This is a genomic window from Azospirillum picis, assembly GCF_017876115.1.
Classification (GTDB): Bacteria; Pseudomonadota; Alphaproteobacteria; order Azospirillales; family Azospirillaceae; genus Azospirillum; species Azospirillum picis.
The window spans coordinates 1-20,046 of record NZ_JAGINO010000018.1; the positions used below are offsets into that span (position 1 = coordinate 1).

22 protein-coding genes are annotated in these 20,046 nt (G+C 69.5%); 11 read left to right on the forward strand and 11 right to left on the reverse strand.

Annotated features, from left to right (window positions below):
* Positions 1-351, forward strand: a 351-nt coding sequence (locus J2850_RS21445) for an FAD-binding protein (RefSeq protein WP_209986059.1), incomplete at its 5' end; no start/stop codon positions are given.
* Positions 352-393: 42 nt separating this feature from the next.
* Complete coding sequence (locus tag J2850_RS21450; protein WP_209986061.1) at positions 394-2,214, forward strand: acyl-CoA dehydrogenase C-terminal domain-containing protein; 1,821 nt, start codon at positions 394-396, stop codon at positions 2,212-2,214.
* Here J2850_RS21450 and J2850_RS21455 read toward each other — a convergent pair.
* A complete protein-coding gene (locus J2850_RS21455) occupies positions 2,156-2,815 on the reverse strand; it encodes a pseudouridine synthase (RefSeq protein WP_209986064.1) in 660 nt (219 codons plus the stop codon). The two genes, J2850_RS21450 and J2850_RS21455, sit on opposite strands and share 59 nt — an antisense overlap.
* A 78-nt stretch (positions 2,816-2,893) precedes the next feature.
* On the opposite strand from J2850_RS21455, the gene J2850_RS21460 reads away from it, so the two are divergent.
* The gene (locus tag J2850_RS21460) at positions 2,894-3,820 is read left to right on the forward strand and encodes a 2-hydroxyacid dehydrogenase (RefSeq protein WP_209986067.1); all 927 of its coding nucleotides are present in this window, start codon (positions 2,894-2,896) and stop codon (positions 3,818-3,820) included.
* A 20-nt stretch (positions 3,821-3,840) separates the two neighbouring features.
* Here J2850_RS21460 and J2850_RS21465 read toward each other — a convergent pair whose 3' ends face one another.
* From J2850_RS21465 to J2850_RS21480, 4 genes are all read right to left on the reverse strand, one after another.
* Positions 3,841-4,689, reverse strand: a complete 849-nt coding sequence (locus tag J2850_RS21465) for a carbon-nitrogen hydrolase family protein (RefSeq protein ID WP_209986071.1) — start codon at positions 4,687-4,689, stop codon at positions 3,841-3,843.
* Positions 4,686-4,949 carry a glutaredoxin 3 gene (grxC, locus tag J2850_RS21470; RefSeq protein ID WP_209986073.1) on the reverse strand — a complete coding sequence of 88 codons (264 nt, stop codon included), beginning with the start codon at positions 4,947-4,949 and terminating at the stop codon, positions 4,686-4,688. The genes J2850_RS21465 and grxC overlap by 4 nt, the downstream gene beginning before the upstream one ends.
* Before the next feature lie 86 nt (positions 4,950-5,035).
* Entirely contained in the window at positions 5,036-5,785 is a 750-nt protein-coding gene (locus J2850_RS21475) for a ComF family protein (RefSeq protein ID WP_209986076.1), read from the reverse strand.
* A gap of 9 nt (positions 5,786-5,794) precedes the next feature.
* Positions 5,795-6,061 (reverse strand): flagellar biosynthetic protein FliQ, encoded by a 267-nt coding sequence (locus J2850_RS21480; RefSeq protein WP_209986079.1) that lies wholly within the window; start codon positions 6,059-6,061, stop codon positions 5,795-5,797.
* A 124-nt stretch (positions 6,062-6,185) separates the two neighbouring features.
* Here J2850_RS21480 and J2850_RS21485 point away from each other — a divergent pair, with 124 nt between their 5' ends.
* Positions 6,186-7,124, forward strand: coding sequence for a methyltransferase domain-containing protein (locus J2850_RS21485; RefSeq protein WP_209986082.1), 939 nt, complete (start codon positions 6,186-6,188; stop codon positions 7,122-7,124).
* Positions 7,125-7,176: 52 nt separating this feature from the next.
* Here the strand turns inward: J2850_RS21485 and J2850_RS21490 are convergent, their stop codons facing one another.
* The 3 genes from J2850_RS21490 to J2850_RS21500 all read right to left on the reverse strand — a co-directional run bounded on the left by J2850_RS21490 (position 7,177) and on the right by J2850_RS21500 (position 10,331).
* Positions 7,177-7,956 (reverse strand): sulfite exporter TauE/SafE family protein, encoded by a 780-nt coding sequence (locus tag J2850_RS21490; protein WP_209986085.1) that lies wholly within the window; start codon positions 7,954-7,956, stop codon positions 7,177-7,179.
* Positions 7,957-8,263: 307 nt separating this feature from the next.
* Positions 8,264-9,184, reverse strand: coding sequence for a replication protein RepA (locus J2850_RS21495; protein WP_209986088.1), 921 nt, complete (start codon positions 9,182-9,184; stop codon positions 8,264-8,266).
* 307 nt (positions 9,185-9,491) lie between these two features.
* Entirely contained in the window at positions 9,492-10,331 is an 840-nt protein-coding gene (locus tag J2850_RS21500; RefSeq protein WP_209986091.1) for a universal stress protein, read from the reverse strand.
* A 474-nt stretch (positions 10,332-10,805) separates the two neighbouring features.
* On the opposite strand from J2850_RS21500, the gene J2850_RS21505 reads away from it, so the two are divergent.
* Positions 10,806-12,551 carry a putative bifunctional diguanylate cyclase/phosphodiesterase gene (locus J2850_RS21505; protein ID WP_209986094.1) on the forward strand — a complete coding sequence of 582 codons (1,746 nt, stop codon included), beginning with the start codon at positions 10,806-10,808 and terminating at the stop codon, positions 12,549-12,551.
* Positions 12,552-12,599: 48 nt separating this feature from the next.
* Here the strand turns inward: J2850_RS21505 and J2850_RS21510 are convergent, their stop codons facing one another.
* The 3 genes from J2850_RS21510 to J2850_RS21520 form a co-directional block, all read right to left on the reverse strand.
* On the reverse strand, positions 12,600-13,028 hold the full coding sequence (locus J2850_RS21510) for a protease complex subunit PrcB family protein (RefSeq protein WP_209986096.1): 429 nt from the start codon (positions 13,026-13,028) through the stop codon (positions 12,600-12,602).
* Positions 13,029-13,098: 70 nt separating this feature from the next.
* Positions 13,099-14,280: a M20 aminoacylase family protein gene (locus J2850_RS21515; RefSeq protein WP_209986098.1), complete on the reverse strand. Its 1,182-nt coding sequence runs from the start codon at positions 14,278-14,280 to the stop codon at positions 13,099-13,101.
* 137 nt (positions 14,281-14,417) lie between these two features.
* Positions 14,418-14,666 (reverse strand): DUF1272 domain-containing protein, encoded by a 249-nt coding sequence (locus tag J2850_RS21520; protein WP_209986100.1) that lies wholly within the window; start codon positions 14,664-14,666, stop codon positions 14,418-14,420.
* A 315-nt stretch (positions 14,667-14,981) separates the two neighbouring features.
* On the opposite strand from J2850_RS21520, the gene J2850_RS21525 reads away from it, so the two are divergent.
* From J2850_RS21525 to sdhA, 6 genes are all read left to right on the forward strand, one after another.
* On the forward strand, positions 14,982-15,539 hold the full coding sequence (locus tag J2850_RS21525; protein ID WP_209986101.1) for an invasion associated locus B family protein: 558 nt from the start codon (positions 14,982-14,984) through the stop codon (positions 15,537-15,539).
* A 104-nt stretch (positions 15,540-15,643) separates the two neighbouring features.
* Complete coding sequence (gene rlmN / locus J2850_RS21530) at positions 15,644-16,813, forward strand: dual-specificity RNA methyltransferase RlmN (RefSeq protein ID WP_209986103.1); 1,170 nt, start codon at positions 15,644-15,646, stop codon at positions 16,811-16,813.
* A gap of 103 nt (positions 16,814-16,916) precedes the next feature.
* A complete protein-coding gene (locus tag J2850_RS21535; protein WP_111067319.1) occupies positions 16,917-17,180 on the forward strand; it encodes a hypothetical protein in 264 nt (87 codons plus the stop codon).
* Positions 17,181-17,456: 276 nt separating this feature from the next.
* Positions 17,457-17,846 carry a succinate dehydrogenase, cytochrome b556 subunit gene (sdhC, locus tag J2850_RS21540; RefSeq protein ID WP_209986105.1) on the forward strand — a complete coding sequence of 130 codons (390 nt, stop codon included), beginning with the start codon at positions 17,457-17,459 and terminating at the stop codon, positions 17,844-17,846.
* Positions 17,847-17,858: 12 nt separating this feature from the next.
* Positions 17,859-18,254 (forward strand): succinate dehydrogenase, hydrophobic membrane anchor protein, encoded by a 396-nt coding sequence (gene sdhD, locus J2850_RS21545; protein ID WP_209986107.1) that lies wholly within the window; start codon positions 17,859-17,861, stop codon positions 18,252-18,254.
* Positions 18,255-18,259: 5 nt separating this feature from the next.
* Positions 18,260-20,044, forward strand: a complete 1,785-nt coding sequence (gene sdhA, locus J2850_RS21550) for a succinate dehydrogenase flavoprotein subunit (protein WP_209986109.1) — start codon at positions 18,260-18,262, stop codon at positions 20,042-20,044.
* Positions 20,045-20,046: the final 2 nt, after the last annotated feature.

A 20,046-nucleotide genomic window follows, 5' to 3' on the forward strand; every position in this document is an offset into this window, starting at 1 on the left:
GCGCGCGTCGTGGTGTCCGGCGGCCGCGGCATGCAGTCGGGCGAGAACTTCCCGCTGCTGGAGGCGCTGGCCGACAAGCTGGGCGCCGCGGTGGGTGCCAGCCGCGCCGCGGTCGACGCCGGCTTCGTGCCGAACGACTGCCAGGTCGGTCAGACCGGCAAGATCGTGGCGCCGGAGCTGTACATCGCCGTCGGCATCTCCGGTGCGATCCAGCACCTCGCCGGCATGAAGGACAGCAAGGTGATCGTCGCGATCAACAAGGACGAGGAGGCGCCGATCTTCCAGGTCGCCGACTACGGCCTCGTCGCCGACCTGTTCAAGGCCGTGCCCGAGCTGCGGCAGGCGTTGTAAGGCCGTCTTTTCCCCTACCGTCGATGTCCAGAGAGGTCCCCCATGACCGCCGCCACGATCCCCTACACCCCGCCGTTGAAGGAAATCCGCTTTGTCCTCGACCATCTGGCCGGCATGGCCGAGGTCGCGGCGCTGCCCGGCTTCGAGGACGCCAGTCCCGACATGGTCGACAGCATCCTGGACGAGGCGGCGAAGATCGCCGGGAATGTCCTGGCGCCGCTGAACCGGATCGGCGACATCCAGGGCGCCAGGCTCGGCGCCGACGGCGTCGCCCGCACCGCCGAAGGCTGGGGGGCCACTTGGCAGGCGCTGGTGGAGGGTGGCTGGAACGGGCTGCCCTTCGACCCGGCGCGCGGCGGCATGGGGTTGCCCAACCTGCTGAACACCGCGGTGCAGGAGATGTGGCACTCCGCCAACATGGCGTTCGCGCTGTGCCCGATGCTGACGCAGGGGGCGGTGAACGCGGTGCAGCTCTACGGCTCCGAGGCGTTGAAGGACCTCTATCTGCCGAAGATGATCTCCGGCGAATGGACCGGCACCATGAACATCACCGAGCCGCAGGCCGGCTCGGACCTCGCCGCCACCCGCTCGCGCGCGGTGCCGGACGGCGACCATCACCTCGTCACCGGCCAGAAGATCTTCATCACCTACGGCGATCATGACCTGACGGAGAACATCGTCCATCTGGTGCTGGCCCGCCTGCCCGACGCCCCTCCCGGCGTCAAGGGCATCAGCCTGTTCGTCGTGCCGAAGGTGCTGGTCAACCCGGACGGCAGCCTGGGCGCCCGCAACCAGGTGAAGTGCGTGTCGCTGGAGCACAAGCTGGGGATCCACGGCAGCCCGACCGCCGTGCTGTCCTTCGGCGACGAGGGTGGCGCGACCGGCTTCCTGGTGGGCGAGCCGAACCGCGGCCTGGAATACATGTTCACCATGATGAACCATGCCCGGCTGGCGGTGGCGATGCAGGGCCTGTCGATCGCCGAGCGCGCCTACCAGCAGGCGCTGGCCTATGCCCGCGACCGCGTGCAGGGCAAGCCGGCCGGATGGAGCGAGGGCCTGTCGAAGGGCATCGTCAACCATCCCGACGTCCGCCGCCTGCTGATGGGCATGAAGGCGAAGACCGAGGCGATGCGGGGCCTCCTCTACAGCGCGGCGGCCGCGGTCGACATCGCCCATCGCCATCCAGACGGGGAGACGCGCGCCCGTGCCGCGCTGCTGGTCGACCTGCTGACCCCGATCGCCAAGGGCTGGTGCACCGAGACGGGTCAGGCGCTGGCCTCCGACGGGGTGCAGGTGCATGGGGGCATGGGCTTCGTCGAAGAGACGGGGGCCGCCCAGCATCTGCGCGATGCCCGCATCACCACGATCTACGAGGGCACCACCGCCATCCAGGCCAACGACTTGGTCAACCGCAAGATCCTGCGCGACGGCGGCGGCACGGCGACCACCCTGCTCGACGAGATCGCCGCGCTCGGGCGCGAACTGGCCGGCCATGGCGACGAGCCGCTACGCGTTACCGGTGCCGCCCTGGCGGACGCGGCGGAGCAAGCGAAAGCGGCGGTGGCCTGGCTGGTGGTGGCGGCCCGCGAGGACGTGCGGTTGCCGGCCGCCGCGTCCGTGCCGCTGCTGGAGCTGATGGGGCTGGTGGCCGGCGGCTGGCAGCTCGCCCGTGCCGCCAGACTGGCGGCGGAGAGGCTGGCCGCGGGGGATGCGGACGCCGCCTTCCTGTCGGCCAAGCCGCTGACCGCCCGCTTCTTCGCCACCCATGTCCTGCCGCGGGCGGCGGCGCTGCGGGAGACGGTGGTCAGCGGCTCCGCGAGCGTGATGGCGCTGAGCGAGGAGCAGTTGTTCGGCGGGGCGTGACGGAGCGGTGCCGGCCAGCCGGAGCCGCGGCATCCGGCCGGGTGGCCGGTGTGGCGGGGGGAAGGGGGACCTCCCGCCACTGCCCCGGCGCCAGCCCGTCCAGCGTCCAGTCGCCGATCGACCAGCGGATCAGCCGCAGGGTCGGGAAGCCGACCGCCGCCGTCATGCGGCGAACCTGCCGGTTGCGCCCCTCCCGCAGGGTCAGCGCGATCCAGCCCGTCGGAATGGCGGCACGGTAGCGCACCGGCGGGTCGCGTGGCCACAGCGCCTCGGGCTCCTCCATCCGCCGCACCTCGGCGGGCAGGGTGGGGCCGTCCTTCAGCGGGACGCCGCGGCGGAGCTGTTCCAGCGCCGCGTCGGTCGGCACACCCTCCACCTGCACCCAGTAGGTCTTGGGCATCTTGTTGGCCGGGGCGGCGATGCGGGCGATCAGCCGGCCGTCGTCGCTGAGCGCCAGCAAGCCCTCGCTGTCGCGGTCGAGCCGGCCGGCGGCATAGACGCCCTTCACCGGCACCAGTTCCGCCAGGGTCCGGCGGCCCTGGTCGTCGGTGAATTGCGGCAGGACGCCGTAGGGCTTGTTCAGCAGGATCAGGCGCGGCACGGGCTCGCTCCCTTGCGGAGATCGGGAAAGGCGCTATCGTTCGCACCCCATACCGATCTAGATAGCAAGGGTTCGGCCGTGACGCTCCTGTTCTGCTCGTCCAGCGACAATGCCGATGAATGGCGTCGCCAGATCTCCAGCCGCATCCCCGACCTGGAGATGCGCGTCTGGCCGGATGTCGGCGACCCTGCCGACATCGAGATGGCGATGGTCTGGAAGCCGCCGGCCGGCATGCTGGCGACCCTGCCCAACCTGCGCCTGATCGTCTCGCTCGGCGCCGGGGTGGAGCCGCTGCTGGAGGATCCGACGCTGCCCGACGTGCCGCTGGTGCGCATGGTGTCGGACGGGCTGGCGGTGGACATGGCCGGCTATGTCGCCTTCCAGGTGCTGCGCTGGCATCGGCTGATGGACGAGTATGGCGCGCTCCAGGCCGAAGGCCGCTGGGAACCGATGGACCATCGCTCGGCGTCGGACGTCACCGTCGGTTTCCTCGGTCTCGGCGAGATGGCCATGGCCGCCATCCGCACGCTGCGGACCATGGATTATCGCCTGATGGGGTGGAGCCGCAGTCCCAAGGCCATCGACGGGGTGGAGTGCTTCAGCGGCGCCGACGGGCTGGCGGCGATGCTGAAGCACTGCCGGATGCTGGTCTGTCTGCTGCCGCTGACCGCCGAGACGCGCGGCATCATGGACGCGGCGCTGTTCGCCGCCCTGCCGCAGGGGGCGGTGGTCGTCAACGCCGCCCGCGGCGGCCATCTGGTGGAGGAGGACCTGCTGGCGGCGCTCGACTCCGGGCATCTGCGCGGCGCCAGCCTGGACGTCTTCGCCACCGAACCGCTGCCGGAAGGCCATCCCCTCTGGCGCCACCCGCAGGTTCGCATCACGCCGCATGTCGCGGCCGTCACCCACCCCTCGCGCTCGGCCGTCCAGGTGGCCGAGGCGATCGAGGCCCACCGCGCCGGCCGGCCGCTCGCCAACCTGGTGGACCGCCGCAGGGGGTACTGAGGCCCGAAGCGGGCGGGGCGTCAGAACCCCACCCGCTCCACCGTGAAGTCGCGGTCGTGGGTGAGGGCAGGGACCATGCCGCGGGCCTCGGCCACCCGGTCGAGGTCGAGGTCGGCGGCGATGAAGCCGACCTCGGTGCCGGCATCGGCCAGCACCTCGCCCCAGGGGGCGACCAGCAGGGAATGGCCATAGGTCTGGCGTCCCGCGTCATGGCTGCCGGTCTGGGCCGGGGCGACGACGAAGCAGCCGGTCTCGATGGCGCGGGCGCGCAGCAGCGTGTGCCAGTGGGCACGGCCGGTCGGCACCGTGAAGGCGGCCGGCGAGGTCAGGATCGACGCCCCCGCCTTGGCCAGCGCCCGGTGCAGGTAGGGGAAGCGCACGTCGTAGCAGATGGTCATGCCGACGCCGCCCCAGGGGGTGTTGGCCACCACCGCCCGCTCGCCCGGCCGGAAGGTTGCCGATTCGCGGTAGCTCTCGCCGTCCTTCAGCGTGACGTCGAACATGTGGATCTTGTCGTACTGGGCGACGATCCGGCCCGACCCGTCGAACAGGTAACTGCGGTTGGCGACGCGGTTCCCGTCCAGCAGGACATGCAGGGTGCCGCCGAGGATCCAGGCTCCGGTCTCCCGCGCCAGGTCGGCGAAGAAGGGGATACCGGGATGCTCGTCGGCGTTTTTCACCCGCGCCATCGTCTTGTCGCGGCCCTGGACGATCCAGCCGACATTCTCGGGCAGGGCGATGAACTCCGCCCCGGCATCGCGGGCGCGGCGGACGAGATCGCCCGCCGCGCGCAGATTGGCGTCCAGCTCCGTGCCGGCATTCACCTGGATGCAGGCAGCCTTGACGATGCCGGCCCCGGCGCTGCTCATGCCGCGATGCCGAGCAGCGGGTCGAGCTTGCCCTCGCGGTCGAGCGCGTGGATGTCGTCGCTGCCGCCGTAGGGCTTGCCGTCGATGAAGACCTGCGGAACGGTGGTGCGGCCCTCGGCTCGCTCGATCATCTCGCTGCGGCGGCCCGGCTGGGCGTAGAGGTCGATTTCCTCGTACGTGACGCCCTTGCGGTCCAAGAGGGATTTCGCCCGCATGCAGTAGGGGCAGAAGGGCGTGGTGTAGATGACGACGTCGGCCATGCCTGTACGCTCCTGATCGGTTTGTAGACAACTATATGGTCAACCCCCGGGGCCTTCCAGACGTTGCGCCCTGCATTGCAAGCCGGTCAGCGTTTCACCACCCGCGCCAGCGTCAGCACGTCGACCCGCGCCGCACCGGCGCGCAGCAGCACACGCGCGCATTCCGCCAGCGTCGCGCCGGTGGTCAGCACGTCGTCGACCACCACCAGCCGCTGCCCCTCCACCGAGCGGCCCGGACGCAGGCGGAAGGCGCCCTTGACGTTGCGGTGGCGGCCCTGGCGGTCGAGCCCGCCCTGGGTCGGGGTGGCGCGCCGGCGCTCAAGCAGGTCGGGCACCGTCGGCACGCCGCACCGCTTCGACAGCGCCTGCGCCATCAGGGCCGCCTGGTTGTAGCGGCGGCGGAACAGGCGGGCACGGTGCAGCGGCACCGGAACCAGCCGGTCGGCGTCGGCCAGCAGCTCCCGCCCGGCCCTTGCCAGCCAGAGGCCATAGGCGCCGGCGGCATGGATGCGGTCGCCGTGCTTGAAGCCCAGCACCAGGGGACGGCTGGCGTCGTCATAGACCAGGACCGAGCGCGCCCGCGCGAAGGGCGGCGGATCGGCCAGGCAGGCGGCGCACAGGCTTCCTTCCTGCGCCTCGTATTCGAACGGCATGCCGCAGCAGGCGCACAGCGGCGGGGCGATGAGGCTCAGGCCGGTCCAGCAGCGCGCGCACAGGCCGCCCTGCCGGTCGACCGCCGTGCCGCAGGACAGGCAGCGCGGCGGAAGCAGCGCGTCCAGCAGGAAGGCCGCGGTTCCGGCGGCGATCCGGCCCAGTCCGGCGAAGGGGACGGGCATGGCGGCCGGCTATTGCAGCATGGCGATGCGTTCGAAGATCAGGCCGGTGTAGTCGCGCAGCGCCAGGTAGATCGCCGGGCCGGTGACGAACAGGATCAGCAGCGTGGCGAAGAACTTGGCGTCCTGCTGCAGCGTCGACTCGTTGATGTTGGTGGCGGTCTGGAACAGCATCAGCGCGGCCGACAGCAGGGCGGTGATGCCCAGCGGCGGCAGCACGATCTTCAGGATGACCATCAGCGCTTCATGGGTGATGGCGATGGCGGCGTCGATGCCCATGCTCTTGTTCCGTGTGACGGCGTTCCGGCCGGGGGCACCCGATCGGTGGTGGTGGGGCGGATCAGGTGGCTGGGCTGCGAGTGTAGCACGGTTGGCTGCGGGCGGGCTGGGGTATAGTGCGGCCATGACGAGCCCCGACAGCATGACCGTTTTCGACCGCGCCCTGGTCCGCCGCCGCCGCGACCGCGCCGTCGCCGAATTCTCCGATCACTCCTTCCTGTTCGACGAGATCGCCGAGCGGCTGGCCGACCGGTTGGAGGACGTGATCCGTCCCTTCCCGCTGGCGCTCGACCTCGGCTGCCACGACGGGGCGCTGGCGCGGGCGCTGGCGGCGCCCGGCGGGGCAGTCGGCCGCGAGTTCGGCGGCGGATGGCGCAAGGGGATCGAGCATCTGGTCGCCTGCGACCTGTCCCCGGACTTCGCCCGTGCCGCCTTCGGCAACGGCGCCACCGTGCTCGCCGCCGACGAGGAGTTCCTGCCCTTCGCTCCCGGCAGCTTCGACCTGGTGGTCAGCAACCTCAGTCTGCACTGGGTCAACGACCTTCCGGGGGCGCTGGTGCAGATCCGGCAGGCGCTGAAGCCCGACGGCTTCTTCTGTGCGGCGATGCTGGGCGGCGACACGCTGGTCGAGCTGCGCCGCTGCCTGTACGAGGCGGAGATGGAGGTCGCGGGCGGCGTCTCCCCGCGGGTGTCGCCCTTCGCCGAGATCAAGGATGCCGGCGGGCTGTTGCAGCGTGCCGGCTTCGCCCTGCCGGTGGTCGACAGCGACACGCTGACGGTCACCTATTCCGACGCCTTCGCCCTGATGCGGGAGCTGCGCGGGATGGGCGAGACCAATGCCGTGCTGGCGCGGCGCAAGGTGCCGGCCACCCGCCGCCTGCTGTTCGAGGCGGCGCAGCGCTACGCCCAGCTCTATGCCGAGCCCGACGGCCGCATTCCCGTGACCTTCCAGGTGCTCTATCTCGCCGGCTGGTCGCCGCACGAAAGCCAGCAGCAGCCGCTGAAGCCCGGCAGCGGTCAGGTTCCCCTGGGCGATGCGCTGAAGGGCGGCGCCCGCCACTGAGCCTGCCACTGAGCCTGCCACTGAGCCTGCCACTGAGCCCGCCGCGGACGGATCAGGCGGCCAGCTTCCAGGCCATCCAGCCCAGTACCCCGGCGTTCACCAGCATGATCGCCGGGGCGACACGGGCGACGGCGGTCCGCCAGGTGCGGCCGGCGATGTGGCCGGCCAGCCCGACCGCCAGCAGGCTCGGCAGGGTGCCGAGTGCGAAGGCCGCCATGCCGAGCGCCCCGGTCAGGGCGCTGCCGCTGGCCGCCGCCACCGCGACCGCGCCGTAGAGCAGCCCGCAGGGAATGAAGCCCAGCGCCACCCCCAGCCCGTAGCCGCGCCAGCCGGTCGGGTTGCCGAACAGCGGCCGGGCGAGGCGGGCTACCCGTTCGCCCCACCAGCGCTGGAAACCGGAATTCCCGGACGGCCGCACCGGCAGCCGAAGCGGCACCCAGGACAGAAGGCTGCGGGCGGCATAGCCGACGAAGAACAGGGCCGCCAGCGCAAGCAGCGCCACCGACAGCCAGCGCAGGCCCGGCAGCGCCCCGACATGGCCGGCGACCGACGCCGACAGCGCGCCGATCAGGGCATAGCTGCTGGCCCGCCCGGCGTGGTACGGCAGCACGGCGGCCCCGGTGAGCCGCCGGAACTCCGACATGGCGGACAGCGGCACCCGCTCCAGCCGCGCCGACACCTGGGCCAGCACGAAAGGGCCGCACATGCCGGCGCAATGGGTGGTGCCGCCGACCAGCCCGGCGGTCAGCAGGGCCAGCAGCAGCCCGCCGTCGCGGTCGATGACCACGGCACACTGGTTCAGGCCGGCATCCAGCAGGGTCAGGGCGTCCAAGGAAAGGCCTCCCGCTTCACGAAGGCCGCGATCCTAGCGCGGGACGGGCCTGGCGCCCATGACGTGCGTCAATGGAGGGGAGGGGCCGGGAAGGGCGTGGGGTTAAGCGACCGGGCGGAGCCTCCTGTTCGCTTGCCCCCTCCCTAACCCTCCCCCGCCTTTGGCGGTGGAGGGGACTGCCGCCGTGTCGGGGCGTGCCCCCTCTCCCGCGAAGCGGGGGAGGGTTGGGGAGGGGGCCGCGGGCGGACCACCCAGCCCGGTCGCCTAACCCCACACCCCGCCATCCTGCCGCAGGCCCGCCGTCCCTTCAGGCCAGCAGGCGGGCGATCGGCGGGCGGCTGGGGTGGAGGACGACGCCGTCGTCGGCCGGCTCGACCTTCGCGTCGGGATAGGCGGCCATCGCGTATTGCAGGGCCTGCACGAAGCGCGGCTTGAAGTGCTTCATCTGGTCGTAGCCGGCGCCGAACTGGGCGTAGAGCGACGGCCAGGAGATCGGCTGCGGACGGCTCAGCGAATGCAGGCGGTAGGCCAGCCAGACATAGAGGTCGAGGCTGAGCGACCGGTCCTTCAATTGCCGCACGGCCTCCTCGAGCAGTGGGACCGGATGGTCGCGCAGCGCCTGGAAGAAGGTCTCGTCCAACTGGACCACGTCGTTCCACAGCGTCCCCTGGCGGTCGTCGCCGAGCGAATCGTGGAAGATCAGCCCGCGCTTGACGATGCCGCCCTTCTCGAAGACGTCGGAATTCTCCCCGTCCCAGAAGAACTTCAGCGAGCAGGCGGAGATGCGGAGCGACTGCTCGCGGAAGCCGCGGAAGGTCTCGCCGCCGACGCTGATGCCCATGCGGGTCAGCCAGTCGCGCATGGAACGGCCGAGTTCGACCTCGCGGCGGCCGGTGCGCACCGCCTGGGTCTGCAGATAGATCAGGATCATCCGCGCCCGCGCACCATAGGGCACGCCGAACAGCTTCATCTTGCCGTTCACCTTCAGCCGTCCCGGTTCGACCAGCAACGTCACCTGATGGCCGCGCTTTTCCCAAGGAGCATCGTCGGCGAGCTTCTTGTGCGGCAGGCTGGTCAGGCAGAACCCGCTGTAGGTGATGCCGAGATGCTGGTTCTCGTCGGCCAGGATGTCGGCGGCGATGTCGACGAGCGGCCTCTCCTCGGGCCGGACCAGGGCGCGCGCCTTGTCCCGCCCGTGTTCGATCACCAGCCTGTGTATGTCGCCCATCGCCGCCTCACCCAGATGTTGTGGCATCCTGGTAAGCGGCGTGGCGTGGAGTCAATGTGGGGTTAGGCGACCGTGCTAGTGGCGGTTAGTTGTTAGACTTATTAGTTGAGTCGCCGCTTATCCCCAAGGGGAAAGCCCGAGTCGTGCCGCTTGTCCCCACGGTCCCGCCGCTTTGCCCCACGGGGCCGCGCCGGATAAAGGAGGTGGGTCGCTTTTCCCCACGGGCATGGAAGGCCGACTCGGGGGACCTGCCGAAGGCCGGCGGTCGCTTAACCCCAAGGCCGCCGGTATCCCCCGGCCGGCGGCTTCAATGGCTCATCAGCACCGGGACAGTCATGTGCTGCAGCATGAAGCGGGTCATGCCGCCCAGCACCAGCTCCCGGAAGCGGGAGCGGCCATAGGCACCCATCACCAGAAGGTCGCAGCTCTCGTCGGCCGCCGCGTTCAGCAGCGTGTCGCCCGGCTCGACGACGTTGGTGGCGACATGGGTCGCCTCGACCCGGCAGCCATGGCGGGACAGGTGGCGGGCGATGTCGGCGCAGGGCTCGTCGCCAAGGCCGTTGGGACCCGGCTTCGGATTCGCGGCCATCACCACCACGCGCTTGGCGGTCTCCAGCAGCGGCATGGCGTCGCCGATGGCGCGCGCGGCTTCGCGGCTGCCGTTCCAGCCGACCAGGATGCGCTCGCCGACCGTGGCGAAGCGGCCGGCATAGGGGACGACCAGCAGCGGCCGGCCTGATTCGAACAGCAGGTCAGCCGGCTGGGCCACGGGCTGGTCGCGATCGCGGTCGGGATCGAGCTGGCCGACGACGATCAGGTCGGCATAGCGGCCGCGGACGGCGGCGGCGAGGGTGGGGTCCCCTTCGACCGCCAGCCATTCGGAACGGTCGGTCATGCCGTTGCGGCGCATGGCGTCCTCGAAGGCCGCGGCCATCCGCCCCGTCTGCTCCTGGCGGACATGCCGGCGTCCTTCGCGCATCTCCTGCGGGATCTCGGCCTCGATGTAGCCGGGAAGGATCATGTCGTTGGTGGCGTACAGGGCGGTCAGATGCGCATCGCAGCGTGCCGCGAGACGGGCCGCGAGGTCGAGGCGGGCGGCGCAGGCCGGAGTGTCGTCGAGGACGACCAGGAAGTCCTTGAGTGCCATGGCGAGTTTCCTGCCCAGAGTTGTTTTCGACATTGTTGGTCGGCAAACGGCCGGGGCGGCGCCGGGCGGGGCGACATCCCCACTTGCCTTGGCAGTATAAATCCGAAAACGGCAACCGCCGTCTCACGAATTCGGAGCGCAGGCATGCCCGGCTCGCGCTGCTGTTTCATGGATCGCCGACTCTTTCGGCGTCATGGATGGCGGCGCAATCGCGGCAGGCGGACATCACGGTGCGCGGTGGATGATTTCGACTCTTCCACCCCCGCGCAAAGGAGAATCCGGGTTTTCTTCCATAGCCATACGCAACCCGCGCTTGTATGAATACTATGATATGCTGTGACGTTCTCGTTGAGGCGGCTGTAGAAAACGCCAAGCTTTGCTGCCGAGGGGCGGCTTTGGTTTTGACGGACAGGCGACACTTCGCGTAATTGTTGGCTATCGATTTCCTGCTGAGTACCCCGATCTTTCCCCGCCATGAGCCCTGATCCCCGAATCTCCGCGTTGGCTGAAGCTTTGTCTGGTGCGGCTTCCGGTGCTCCGGGGCTTGATGCCCTGCGTCAGATTCTCGACGCCATGACGGTGAAAGTCGCGCTGATGGCTCCGGATCGGCAGCACATCTATGCGAACCGCGCCTATCTGGCGATGATCGGCACGACGCTCGACAAGGCGGTCGGCACCACCATCGGCGACATGCTGGGGCCGGACCTGCTGCGCAACACGGCGTCCGCCGCCGACCGTGCGCTGGCGGGCGAAACGGTGCAGACCGAGGGCTGGATCACCCAGGCCGACGGCCAGCAGCGCTACGTCACGCGGATGCACGCGCCGCACCGGGACGAGGCCGGGGCCGTCACCGGCTATTTCGTCATCCTGCAGGACATGACCGAACGCCGGCAGGTGCAGGACGACCTGTTCCGCCTCGCCTACTACGACCCGGTCACCGGGCTGGCCAACCGCCTGATGCTGCTGAAGCACATGGCGGACTACCGCAACATGGGCGAGCCGTTCACGCTCGTCATCCTCGACATCGACCGCTTCGCAGAGATCCGCAGCAGCATGGGCCAGGGCTTCGCCAACGAGCTGCTGGACGATCTGGCGCAGCGGATGGCGGCGCAGGCGGCCGCCTTCGATCTGATCGCCCGCGTCAGCGACCACGCCTTCGCCTTGCTGGGGAGCAGCGCCTGCGATCGCCCGCTGATCGAGGGCGCGGTCGAGACGCTGGCCGCGGCTGTCCGGTCCGTGCGGTCGAGCTCCGGCGGCACCGTCTTCCTGTCGGCCAGCGTCGGCATCGCCGAGGCGATGCCGGGCCACGAGCGCCCCGAGGACGTCCTGCGCGACGCCGAGATCGCCACTGCCCGTGCCCGCGAGATGGGGGGCGGGCGGATGGCCTGGTTCGACCCGACCATGCACGCCCATATGGTCGAGCAGGTGCGGCTGGAGCATGACCTGCGCGGCGCGCTGGCAAGCGGCAACGACATCTGGGTCGCCTACCAGCCCATCGTCGAGATGGTGACGGGCGGGCTCGCCGGCTTCGAGGCACTGATGCGCTGGAGCCATCCCAAGCGCGGCAACATCCCGCCCGGCGTCTTCATTCCCATCGCCGAGAGCACCGGCCTCGTCGTGTCGCTCGGCACCTGGGTGCTGCGGGAAGCCTGCCGGCAGATCGCCGAATGGCAGGACCGGCGCGAGCCCGGCTCGGCGCCGCTGTTCATGAGCGTCAACCTGTCCAGCCACCAGCTTTCCGATCCCAACTTCGTCCAGGTCGTGCGCGAGGTGCTGCGCGAAACCGGGGTGGAGCCGTCCTGGATCAAGCTGGAGCTGACGGAGAGCGCCGTCATGGACAAGGCGGAACAGTCGATCCGCCTGCTGCGCGACCTGCGGGCATTGGGCATCAAGCTGTCGATCGACGATTTCGGCACCGGCTACTCGTCGCTGTCCTACCTGCACAAGCTGCCGATCGACAGCCTGAAGGTCGACCGGTCCTTCGTCTCGGCCATGCACCAGTCGGAGGAGAACCGCGCCATCGTCCGCATCATCATGGACTTGGCGCGCCTGCTAGGGTTCGACGTCATCGCCGAGGGGATCGAGACCAGCGCCGACGCCAACCTGCTGCGCGCGCTCGCCTGCGACTACGGCCAGGGCTACCACTTCGCGCGGCCGCTGCCGCCGGCCGACGCCGGCCGGCTGGTCGGCGGCGACCTGCCCTGGCAGATGCCGCGATGACGTTGCCGCGCCTCGCCGGACGGTGACGGACGCGGCGGCCGGCCGGCCCTACTTTCCTCGGACGAATTTGGGCGTTCCCGCCACGGCCGGCAGCAGCCGGATGGCGTAGGGACTGGTGCGGCTCTGCGCGACCGCCTGTGCCGGGCCGGGCACGGCCTCGTGGTACCCGACCACCAAATCGCCACCGGCCTGCCGGGCGTCGTCGATGGCGACGCCGTAGCCGGCGGTGTCGCGCGGTCCCAGGAAGACGGCGACCGCCATCCGGCCGCGGGGCAGCGCCGCCGGCGCCGGCTGGCCCACCCGGGCCCACAGGGCCGTCCATTCCTCGGCGTCGCGGGCGACGACGTAGGCACGTTCCGCGGCGCTGCTGTAATCGCCGCGCCAGCCTTCGCCGGCCGCCTCGGCCGGCAGCAGGTTGCCTTCGGTGCGCCCGTCGTTCTGGCAGGCGCCGAGCGGCAGGATCGCGGATGCCAGCATCAGGGCGCCCAGCAATGGACGGAGACGCGGCGGACGGCGGCGGGGGGGCGGCTGTACGGGCATGGGAGGCTCAGGCGCTTCGCGGCAGGATGGTCTCGACCAGCGAGGCCCAATAGCTGGCACCGGTGGCGAGGATGTCGTCGTTGAAGTCGTAATGCGGGTTGTGCAGGCGGCAGGATGGACCGGTGTGGCCGCCATGGCCGAGCCAGATGTAGGCGCCCGGCCGCTCCTTCAGCATGTAGCCGAAATCCTCCGCCGCCATGGTCGGGGCGGGCGCCCAGACCACATTCTCTTCGCCGACCACCCTGGCGGCGGCGGCAGCGGCGGTCCGCGCCTCCGCCTCGCTGTTCACCGTGGCCGGGTAGCCGGGGCGGAAGTGAAGTTCCGCCTTGGCGCCCAGGGCCTCCGCGACGCTCGATACCAGCCGGGCGAATTGCTCCTGGATGCGCCGGTGGTTCTCTTCGGAGAAGGTGCGCATGGTGCCGCGCATCCGCGCGCGGTCGGGGATGACGTTGGCGACGGTACCGGCCTCGACCACGGTGATCGACAGCACCGCGCTGTCGGCCGGATCGGTGCCGCGGCTCACCAGGCTCTGCGCCGCGGTGATGATGTGGGCGGACACCAGCACCGGGTCGATGCCGCGGTGCGGCATGGCGGCATGGGCGCCATGGCCGGTCACCTCGATCTCGAACTGGTTGGCGGCGGCCATCACCGCTCCCGGATGGACGGCGATCTTGCCGGCGGGCAGTTCGGGCCAGTTGTGCAGTCCATAGACCTGCTCGCAGTCGAACTGCTCGAACAGCCCTTCTTCGATCATCCGCCTGGCGCCGCCCAGCCCCTCTTCCGCCGGCTGGAAGATGAAATGGACCGTGCCGTCGAAATTGCGGGTTTCCGCCAGATAGCGGGCCGCCCCCAGCAGCATCGCCGTATGCCCGTCATGGCCGCAGGCATGCATCCGGCCGGCGTGGCGCGAGGCGTGCTCGAAATCGTTGGCCTCCGGCATCGGCAGCGCGTCCATGTCGGCGCGCAGGCCGATGGTCCGCCCGCCGCCGTTGCCCAGCCCCCTCAGCGTGCCGACCACGCCGGTCCCGCCCAGCCCGCGATGCACGGCGATGCCGAACTCCTCCAGCTTCGCGGCGACGATGGCGGAGGTGCGCTCCTCCTCGAAGCCAAGTTCCGGATGGGCATGGATGTCGCGCCGCCACAGGGTCATGTCGTCCTGGAAAGCGGCGATGCGGTTGTTGATCGGCATGTCTCTGACGCTGGTTGGGGCGGCACGGGAGGACCGGCGGGGGCCGTCCGGTCGGGATCGGCCGTTGTGTGCCGACGGCGGCCCCACTCTGGCCGATTTGCGTTGCGAACGCCAGCGGCAGCGGCGGGACCGCACCGTCAGAACAGGGCGGCGCAGCCGTCGGGCTTGAGGATGCGGACGGCCGAAGGCGGGTTGGCGGCCAGCATCGAAGCCGGGCGGACCGGCCGCCGCACCAGCTCGCCGCCGCAGTTGGGGCAGCGCTCTTCCGGCAACCGGGCACGGCAATCGCCGCAGAAGGTGCACTCGAAGGAGCAGATGTAGGCGTCCGGCGAGTCCGGCGGCAGGTCGCGGTCGCAGCATTCGCAGTTGGGGCGCAGGTCGAGCATCGCAGGGGGCCTTTCGTGGGGACGGGATGTCCAAGCCTACCCGATGCGGCCGGCCGATCGACACAGCCGCGGTTGCCGGCGGCCGTGAACATCCTGCCAAACCGGGACGGCGTCTCGTCGGGAGCGCGCTGTCGTTTGTCGGACGGGCCGCCGGGTCCGGCGGGGGTCCCCGCTCCGCCGCCGGCTCGCCGGGGTGGCGTGCGTGGGCGCTGTGAGAAAGAGACTTTTTTGGTCTGCCGGCCTTGGAATGGGCTGTTCCTTTGGGGTAGTGTCCGCCCGCACCCCACGGACCAACAACGAGCAGACGCACGACCGATGTTGCAACACACCGCCGTCCGCCGAATTGCCGGGGCCGCCTTTGCCGGTTCTGTCCTCTCCGCCGTCCTTCTGGTTTCCGGCCTGTCGGCCGCGCCGGCCGCCGCGGCCGACCCGCGCCATCTCGGCACCTTCAAGGACTGGAACGCCTTCGCTTTCGACGAGAACGGACGCAAGGTTTGCTATATGTCCAGCCAGCCCAAGAAGACCGAGCCGGCGAAGGCCAAGCGCGGCGACATCTATGCGCTGGTCACCCACCGGCCGTCCGAGAAGTCCTTCGATGTGGTCAGCGTCATCGTCGGCTATCCCTTCAAGAAGGGCAGCGACGGCGAGGTCTCCATCGACGGCAAGAGCTTCAAGCTGTTCACCGACGGCGAAACCGCCTGGGCCCGTGATGCGGAGACCGACCGTGCGGTGTCGGCCGCGATGCGCGGCGGGCGCACCATGGTGGTGAAGGGGGAATCCGGCCGCGGCACCAAGACCACCGACACCTACAGCCTGGACGGCGTCAGCCAGGCCTATGATGCGATCAACGAGGCCTGCGGCGTGAAGCGCTGATCCGGCGCCTTCCGACGCCCCGGAACAGTCGCCCAGCGCTTTTCTCGGTCTTTTTCGACGAGCGCTTTTGACTCCGTGCGCTCATGGCCCTATGTAGTGGAGCCATGAGCGCCTCCAACCATGCCTCCGCCTTCGTGCTGCCGGCCACCGATGCCGACGGCAGGAAAAACCTTGTCGGCCTGTCCCGCGAAGAGCTGGAAGCCGAAATGCTGTCCATCGGCCTGGAAAAGTTCCGGGCGCGCCAGCTCTGGCACTGGATCTACCACCGCGGCTCAACCGATTTCGCCGAGATGACCACCCTGGCCAAGCCGGTGCGGGAGAAGCTGGCGGAGTCCTACGCCGTGGCGCGGCCAACGGTGGTGAAGGACCTCAAGTCGGCGGACGGCACCCGCAAGTGGCTGCTGCGCATGCCCGACGGCCAGGAGGTGGAGAGCGTCCACATCCCCGAGGAGGACCGCGGCACGCTCTGCGTCTCCTCCCAGGTCGGCTGCACCCTGACCTGCCGCTTCTGCCACACCGGCACCCAGCGGCTGGTGCGGAATCTCGACGCGGCGGAGATCGTGGCCCAGGTGATGCTGGCGCGCGACTGCCTGGGCGAATGGCCGGCGCCGCCCGACGGGCGCATGCTGTCGAACATCGTCATGATGGGCATGGGCGAGCCGCTGTTCAATTACGAGAACGTCGCCAAGGCGCTGAAGATCGTGATGGACGGCGACGGCATCTCGATCTCCAAGCGGCGCATCACGCTGTCGACCTCCGGCGTCGTGCCGATGATGGAGCGTTGCGGCCAGGAGCTGAACGTCAACCTCGCGGTCAGCCTGCATGCCGTCACCGACGAGCTGCGCGACATCATCATGCCGATCAACCGCAAATACCCGCTGCGGCAGTTGATGGACGCCTGCCGCAATTATCCCGGCCTTTCGAACGCCCGGCGCATCACCTTCGAATACGTGATGCTGAAGGGGGTGAACGACAGCCCGGCCGATGCGCGCGCGTTGGTGAAGCTGCTGGAGGGCGTCCCGGCCAAGATCAACCTGATCCCCTTCAATCCCTGGCCGGGTGCCCCGTACGAGCGTTCCACCGACCGGGCGATCCAGGTGTTCGGCGACATCGTCAACAATGCCGGCTACGCCAGCCCCGTCCGCACCCCGCGCGGCGAGGACATCATGGCCGCCTGCGGCCAGTTGAAGAGCGCCAGCCTGCGCCTGACCGCCGCCGAACGCGCCGCCATCGCCAACGTCATCGCGGAGAAGGACGCGGCGCTGGCGTCGTGAGGGCGGCTTCCCCGCAGCGCACCGCCCCCGGCAATTGCGGAGGGCGTTGCGCTGTGACAGGGTGTCGGCGCTTCCGCCAACCAGATCCGGTTCCAGCATCGGCATGCCCGCTCCCATCGAGGACATCATCGCCAAGGCGATCAAGGACGCGGACAAGTCCTTCTTCAACGAGGATTATGCCAAGCAGGCCCGTGCGGTGACGGCGGCGCTGAAGAAGGCGGGGTACGAGGTGGCGCCGGTGAAGCCGCCGCCGGGGCTGGTCGAATGGGCCAAGGACAACATTCCGTTCGGCCGTCTTCGTCCGGCGGAACTGATTACGCAAATGTACTCGATGATGGTGGAGAACGTGCGCCGCTTCGACAAGTAGCGATGAGCCAAGCGCGACGGTCCCTGACTGGCCTCGGTCGCTGGTAATACCACAGAACCGGAAGGCCGTTTCTTTTCAGCGACTTCCCGCGCTGCGCCAAAATCGTCACACCAGCACTTCCGGCCACCCCCCGCCGTTGACTCGGCTGCTGCGGGAGCGTAATTCATTGCGCCAACCAATAGGACGGGACAGCCGTCCCAAAAGGGCACGCACCACCCAGCCGCCGCGGCAATCGTCATGTTGCGCCGCGTCCGGCCGCGAACAGAGGACGACGCAATGGCAAACGGCAGCGGTCGGCCGCTCTCCCCGCACCTTCAAGTCTACAAACTCCCGTTGACCGCAGTCATGTCCATCACGCACCGCATCACGGGCGTCGGGCTGACCGTGGGTACGCTTCTGCTGGTCTGGTGGCTGGTCGCCGCCGCCGCCGGTCCGGAGGCGTTCGCGCGCGCGCAGGGCTTCATCGGTTCCTTCTTCGGCCTGCTGCTGATGTTCGGCTGGTCGGCGGCGCTGTACTACCACCTGTGCAACGGCATCCGCCATCTGGTGTGGGACGCCGGCAAGGCGATCGAACTGCCCGATGCCGAACGCAACAACAAGGTCGTCCTCGGCGCGACGGCAGTGTTGACCGTGCTGACCTGGATCGTCGGCTTGGCCGTGTGGTGAGGAGAGAAAGACATGGCGTCCAATAGCAAGACCCTCCGCTCGCCGTTGCAGGTCGCACGCGGCCTGGGTTCCGCCAAGCACGGCACCGAACACTGGTGGTCGCAGCGCCTGACGTCGATCGCCCTGGTCCCGCTGACCGTCTGGTTCGTCTTCGGCGTCATCGGCCATCTGGGTGCCGGCCATGCCGAATTCATCGCCTGGATGAGGTCGCCCTTCTCGGCCGTGATGATGATCCTTACCGCCGTGGTCACCTTCCACCATGCCCAGTCCGGGCTCCAGGTGGTCATCGAGGACTATGTGCATGCCGAATGGCAGAAGATGGCGCTGATCATCGGCGTCAAGTTCCTGTCCTTCGCCCTGGCGGCCGCCTGCGTGCTGGCCGTCGTGAAGATCTTCATCGGAGCCTGACGAGCATGGCGACCGCCTACAACATCATCGACCACACCTATGACGTCGTCGTCGTCGGCGCCGGCGGCGCCGGTCTGCGTGCCACCTTCGGCATGGCCGAGAAGGGCCTGAAGACCGCCTGCATCACCAAGGTGTTCCCGACCCGCAGCCACACCGTGGCGGCGCAGGGCGGCATCTCGGCCGCGCTCGGCAACATGGGCGAGGACGACTGGCGCTACCACATGTACGACACCGTCAAGGGGTCGGACTGGCTGGGCGACCAGGACGCCATCGAGTACATGTGCCGCGAGGCCATCCCGGCGATCATCGAGCTGGAGCATTACGGCGTGCCCTTCTCGCGCACGCCGGAAGGCAAGATCTACCAGCGCGCCTTCGGCGGCATGACCGCGCAGTACGGCAAGAGCCAGGCCTACCGCACCTGCGCCGCCGCCGACCGCACCGGCCACGCCATCCTGCACACCCTCTACCAGCAGTCGCTGAAGCACGAAGCGGAGTTCTTCGTCGAATACTTCGCGCTCGACCTCATCATGGAGGACGGCGTCTGCAAGGGCGTCCTGGCCTGGAACCTGGACGACGGCACGCTGCACCGCTTCCGCGGCCAGATGGTGGTGCTGGCGACCGGCGGCTACGGCCGCGCCTACTTCTCGGCGACCTCGGCCCACACCTGCACCGGCGACGGCGGCGGCATGGTCCTGCGCGCCGGCCTGCCGCTGCAGGACATGGAGTTCGTGCAGTTCCACCCGACCGGCATCTACGGCTCGGGCTGCCTCATCACCGAGGGCGTGCGCGGCGAGGGCGGCTACCTGACCAACTCCAACGGCGAGCGCTTCATGGAGCGCTATGCCCCGTCGGCCAAGGATCTGGCGTCGCGCGACGTCGTGTCCCGCTCGATGACCATCGAGATCCGCGAGGGCCGCGGCGTGGGTGAGCACAAGGACCACATCCACCTGCACCTGGAGCACCTGCCGCCGGAGATCATCCACCAGCGCCTGCCCGGCATCGCCGAGACGGCCAAGATCTTCGCCGGCGTGGACGTGACCAAGGAGCCGATCCCGGTCCTGCCGACCGTCCACTACAACATGGGCGGCATCCCGACCAACGTTCACTGCGAGGTGCTGTCGCCGACGCCGGGCAATCCGGACCAGGTGGTCCCGGGCCTGATGGCCATCGGCGAGGCGGCCTGCGTGTCGGTGCACGGCGCCAACCGCCTCGGCTCCAACTCGCTGCTCGATCTGGTGGTGTTCGGCCGCGCGGCCGCCATTCGCGCCGCCGAGATCGTCCAGCCGGGCAAGGCCCCGTCGGTCAAGCCGGACGCTTGCGACAAGGCGCTGGAGCGGTTCGACCGCATCCGCAACGCCAAGGGCACGATCAAGTCGGCCGACCTGCGGCTGGAGATGCAGCGGACGATGCAGAACAACTGCGCCGTCTTCCGCACCGGCGAGGTCCTGGACGAGGGCGTGAAGAAGATCGACGCGGTCTATGCCAAGAAGGGCGAGATGGCGATCTCCGACCGCTCGCTGGTCTGGAACTCCGACCTCGTCGAGGCGCTGGAACTGGACAACCTGCTGGGCCAGGCGGTCGCCACCCTGCATTCCGCCCAGAACCGGCCGGAAAGCCGCGGCGCGCACGCCCGCGAGGATTATCCGAACCGCGACGACGAAGGCTGGATGAAGCACACCGTCATCTGGGTCGCGGACAATGGCGAGACGAAGATCGATTACCGCCCGGTCCATATGTACACCCTGACCGATGAGGTCGAGGTCTTCCCGCCCAAGGCCCGCGTGTACTAAGG

Bases quoted from the DNA above. Each gene is read 5' to 3' on its own strand.
- J2850_RS21450 (WP_209986061.1), top strand. From the start codon at position 394: ATGACCGCCGCCACGATCCCCTACACCCCGCCGTTGAAGGAAATCCGC.
- J2850_RS21465 (WP_209986071.1), bottom strand. From the start codon at position 4,689: ATGAGCAGCGCCGGGGCCGGCATCGTCAAGGCTGCCTGCATCCAGGTG.
- grxC (WP_209986073.1), bottom strand. From the start codon at position 4,949: ATGGCCGACGTCGTCATCTACACCACGCCCTTCTGCCCCTACTGCATG.
- J2850_RS21475 (WP_209986076.1), bottom strand. From the start codon at position 5,785: ATGCCCGTCCCCTTCGCCGGACTGGGCCGGATCGCCGCCGGAACCGCG.
- J2850_RS21480 (WP_209986079.1), bottom strand. From the start codon at position 6,061: ATGGGCATCGACGCCGCCATCGCCATCACCCATGAAGCGCTGATGGTC.
- J2850_RS21485 (WP_209986082.1), top strand. From the start codon at position 6,186: ATGACGAGCCCCGACAGCATGACCGTTTTCGACCGCGCCCTGGTCCGC.
- J2850_RS21495 (WP_209986088.1), bottom strand. From the start codon at position 9,184: ATGGGCGACATACACAGGCTGGTGATCGAACACGGGCGGGACAAGGCG.
- J2850_RS21500 (WP_209986091.1), bottom strand. From the start codon at position 10,331: ATGGCACTCAAGGACTTCCTGGTCGTCCTCGACGACACTCCGGCCTGC.
- J2850_RS21505 (WP_209986094.1), top strand. From the start codon at position 10,806: ATGAGCCCTGATCCCCGAATCTCCGCGTTGGCTGAAGCTTTGTCTGGT.
- J2850_RS21510 (WP_209986096.1), bottom strand. From the start codon at position 13,028: ATGCTGGCATCCGCGATCCTGCCGCTCGGCGCCTGCCAGAACGACGGG.
- J2850_RS21515 (WP_209986098.1), bottom strand. From the start codon at position 14,280: ATGCCGATCAACAACCGCATCGCCGCTTTCCAGGACGACATGACCCTG.
- J2850_RS21520 (WP_209986100.1), bottom strand. From the start codon at position 14,666: ATGCTCGACCTGCGCCCCAACTGCGAATGCTGCGACCGCGACCTGCCG.
- J2850_RS21525 (WP_209986101.1), top strand. From the start codon at position 14,982: ATGTTGCAACACACCGCCGTCCGCCGAATTGCCGGGGCCGCCTTTGCC.
- rlmN (WP_209986103.1), top strand. From the start codon at position 15,644: ATGAGCGCCTCCAACCATGCCTCCGCCTTCGTGCTGCCGGCCACCGAT.
- J2850_RS21535 (WP_111067319.1), top strand. From the start codon at position 16,917: ATGCCCGCTCCCATCGAGGACATCATCGCCAAGGCGATCAAGGACGCG.
- sdhC (WP_209986105.1), top strand. From the start codon at position 17,457: ATGGCAAACGGCAGCGGTCGGCCGCTCTCCCCGCACCTTCAAGTCTAC.
- sdhD (WP_209986107.1), top strand. From the start codon at position 17,859: ATGGCGTCCAATAGCAAGACCCTCCGCTCGCCGTTGCAGGTCGCACGC.
- sdhA (WP_209986109.1), top strand. From the start codon at position 18,260: ATGGCGACCGCCTACAACATCATCGACCACACCTATGACGTCGTCGTC.